Source organism: Saccharothrix hoggarensis, from assembly GCF_042678885.1.
GTDB classification, from domain to species: Bacteria; Actinomycetota; Actinomycetes; order Mycobacteriales; family Pseudonocardiaceae; genus Actinosynnema; species Actinosynnema hoggarensis.
Window position 1 is genome coordinate 1 of the sequence record NZ_JBHTLK010000399.1, and the last position, 3328, is coordinate 3328.

Annotated in this window: 4 protein-coding genes; all 4 read left to right on the forward strand. The window is 77.1% G+C overall.

From position 1 onward, the window contains the following. Positions 1–697 (forward strand): septum site-determining protein Ssd (gene ssd, locus ACFQ3T_RS35465; protein ID WP_380730327.1); only part of this gene is annotated, 697 nt, incomplete at its 5' end. Between the two features lie 336 nt (positions 698–1033). Beyond that, on the forward strand, positions 1034–2164 hold the full coding sequence (locus tag ACFQ3T_RS35470) for a TadA family conjugal transfer-associated ATPase (protein ID WP_380730329.1): 1131 nt from the start codon (positions 1034–1036) through the stop codon (positions 2162–2164). A gap of 32 nt (positions 2165–2196) precedes the next feature. Beyond that, on the forward strand, positions 2197–2967 hold the full coding sequence (locus ACFQ3T_RS35475) for a type II secretion system F family protein (RefSeq protein ID WP_380730331.1): 771 nt from the start codon (positions 2197–2199) through the stop codon (positions 2965–2967). Continuing rightward, positions 2964–3328 (forward strand): secretion system protein (locus ACFQ3T_RS35480; protein WP_380730333.1); only part of this gene is annotated, 365 nt, incomplete at its 3' end. The genes ACFQ3T_RS35475 and ACFQ3T_RS35480, both read left to right, overlap by 4 nt.

A 3328-nucleotide genomic window follows, 5' to 3' on the forward strand; every position in this document is an offset into this window, starting at 1 on the left:
GCCGGTGCTCGGCGCGCGTGGCGGTGCGGGCGCGTCCGTGCTGGCGGTGGCGGTGGGGCAGGCCGTGCTGGCGGCGGGCGGCCTCGCGCTGCTCGTCGACTGCGACCCGTTGGGCGGCGGCCTCGACCTGACGTTGGGTGCCGAACGGCAGGAAGGGTTGCGCTGGCCCACGTTGCAGCTCACCGGCGGTCGCGTGCCGGTCGCGGCGCTCCGCTCGGCGCTGCCCGGTCGCACCGGCGGCCGGGGCGGCCTCACCGTGCTGTCGTGCGGCCGATCGGGCCCCGACCCGGAACCCGGCGCGGTGGTCGCGGTGGTCGACTCGGGCACGCGGGCCGGTGGCACGGTCGTGTGCGACCTCCCGCGCCGCCTGACGCCGGCGGCGTGCGCGGCGCTGGACCGAGCCGACCTCGCGGTGCTCGTCGTGCCGGCGGACGTCAAGGCGTGCATGGCGGCCAAGCCGTTGGTCGACCAGGCGGAAGCGCGGGGCGTGCGGCTGCGCGCCGTGATCCGCGGCCCGGCCCCCGGCGGCCTGACCGCGAGCCAGGTGGTCGACGCGGTGGGCGTCCCGCTCCTCACCGCCATGCGCTCCGAGCCCCGCCTGGCCACCACGCTGGACGAGGGCCGCTTCCCCTCCCGCGCCCGAGGCCCGCTGGCCCGTGCGGCGCGCGAAGTCCTGGCAGCCCTCCATGCCAGGTGACCACCTTCGGTTCCGGCCGCCCGCGGCGTTGTCGGCGCCGGCCGTGCCGGTTGTCCGAACCGCCGCTGGAGCAATCGCACCCTCGGGAGTCGTCGTGAGTCGTCAGCCGTCGCGGGGGTCCGCCGGGTGCGGGCCAACCTTGCGCCGCCATCCGCTGTACCGGCCGCCGGTGGTGTTCCGGACCTGTCGTCCGGTGGCGCTGTCCGCCGTCCTGGCCGCCGAACTGTCGTTGCCCGAACCGACAGCGCCCGACGTTGTGCCGGACCTCGTGGTGCCGCCTCCGCGCGAGGAATGCGCCGCGGTCGTGGGTTCGGCCCGTCCTGAAGGGGGTCGGTCGTGAACGACCTGGTCGAACGGGTCCGGCGGCGGCTGGCCAACGGGCGCGCGGACCTGACGCCCGCGTCGGTCGCGGCGGCGGTGCGCGGGGAGGCCGGCGGGGTGCTGGGCGACGAGGACGTCCGGCGCGCCCTCGCCGTGCTGCGCCAGGAGTTCGTGGGCGCGGGGCCGCTCGAACCGCTCCTGCGCGACCCCGGCACGACCGACGTCCTGGTCACCGCGCCCGACCAGGTGTGGGTCGACGGGAGCACCGGTCTGCGCCGCACCGACGTCGCCTTCCCGGATGAAGCCGCCGTGCGGCGGCTCGCCCAGCGGCTCGCGGTCGCGGCCGGGCGGCGGTTGGACGACGCCGCGCCCTACGTCGACGGGTGGCTGCCCCGCTCGGTTCGGCTGCACGCCGTGCTGCCGCCGATCGCGCCGTTCACGTGCCTCTCGCTGCGCGTCCTCCGCCCGGCGGTGCACGACCTGCTCGCGCTGCTCGACCGCGGGACGTTCGACGAACCCGCGGCCGACCTCCTCCGGGCGATCGTCGTGGCGCGCCAGGCGTTCCTGGTCGTCGGCGGCACGGGTTCGGGCAAGACGACGCTGCTCGCCGCTCTCCTGGCCTGCGTGCCGCACCACGAACGGGTGGTCTGCGTGGAAGATGCCGGTGAACTCCGGCCCGACCACCCGCAGGTCGTCCACCTCCTGGCCCGCGGCCCCAACGTCGAGGGCGCGGGCGAGGTGACCATGCGCGACCTGGTGCGCCAGGCGCTGCGGATGCGACCCGACCGGATCGTCGTCGGCGAGGTGCGCGGGGCGGAGGTGTGCGAACTCCTGGCCTCCCTGAACACCGGCCACGACGGCGGCGCGGGCACGCTGCACGCGAACTCGCCCGCGGAGGTCCCGGCGCGGCTGGAGGCGTTGGCGGCCCTCGGCGGGCTGGACCGCCGCGCGGTGCACAGCCAGGTGGCGGCGGCGGTGAAAGTGGTGCTGCACATGCGCCGTGCCGTCGACGGAACCCGGCGCCTGGCCGAGATCGGCGTGCTGGAACGCCGGGGCGGCGACCTGGCGGTCCGTCCGGCCTGGCGACCGGGCGCCGGCCGCGGTGAGGCCGCCGCGGCCCTCGACTCCCTGGTGGGTGCGCCATGACGGCGTCCACCGCGGTGCCCACCACGCTCTGGGTGATCAGTCCGCTCCTGCTGGCCGCCGCGCTGGTGCTGCTGCCGACGTCGGCCGCTCGCCGGAGGTTGAACCGGCTGCGCGGGCGGACGACGACGCGGTGGAAGCTGCCGCGGGTCAACCAACCCCTCGTGGTGCTCCTGGGCGCCGGGCTGGGGTTGGTGGTGGGCGTGGGCGGGGTGATCGCCGGGGCGTTGCTGGCCACGAGTGTGTGGCGCACGCATCGCGAGGCGTCACGGCAACGTGACCACCTCGCGGCGTCCGCTGCGCTCGCCGACGGGCTGAGCGCGTTCGTCGCCGAACTGCGTGCCGGCGCGCACCCGGCCAACGCCGCCACCGGCGCCGCCGAGGACGCCGAACCACCGGCGGCGGACGTGCTGCGGGTGATCGCGGCGACCTCGGCCCGCGGTGGCGACGTGGAGGCGGCGCTCACCGACTTCCCGGACGCCCGCAACCTGGCCCGCGCCTGGCGGTTGTCCGCCGTGCACGGGGTGCCGTTGGCCGACGTGCTGGACGCCGTGCGCCGCGACCTCGACCGGCGGACCGCGTTCGCCCGGCAGGTCCACGCGCGGATGGCCGGGCCACGGGCCAGCGCGGCGGTGCTCGCCGGTCTGCCGCTCTTCGGGGTGGTGCTCGGCGAGCTGGGCGGCGCGGGCCCGCTGGCCGTCCTGACCGGCACCGCGGCGGGGCAGGTGCTGCTCGTCGTCGGGACGGTGCTGATCTGCGCCGGACTGCGGTGGAGCGGTCGGCTCACCCGGCAGGTGATCGCGTGAGCCTGCTGTTCCTCGCGCTGGCACTGCTCGTGCTCCCGTCACCGTCGCGTGCCGCGGCACGGGTGCGCACCAGGAAGGGCAAGGGGAGGAAGGGGAAGCGGCGGCCCGGGAGCGCGGCCGACCCGTTGGAGTTGGCGGCGACGTGGGACTTGCTGGCCGCGGCCCTGCGGGCGGGACTGCCGGTGGCCGGCGCGGTCCGCGCGGTGGTGGCGGGTGTTCCGGGCGGAGCCGGTGAGCGGCTGCGCGAAGTGGTCGACCTGCTGACGTTGGGCGCCGATCCGGTCCACGCCTGGGCGAAGGCGTTGCGGCACCCGGACACCGCGCCGCTCGCACGGGCCGCGCGGCGCACCGCCTCGACGGG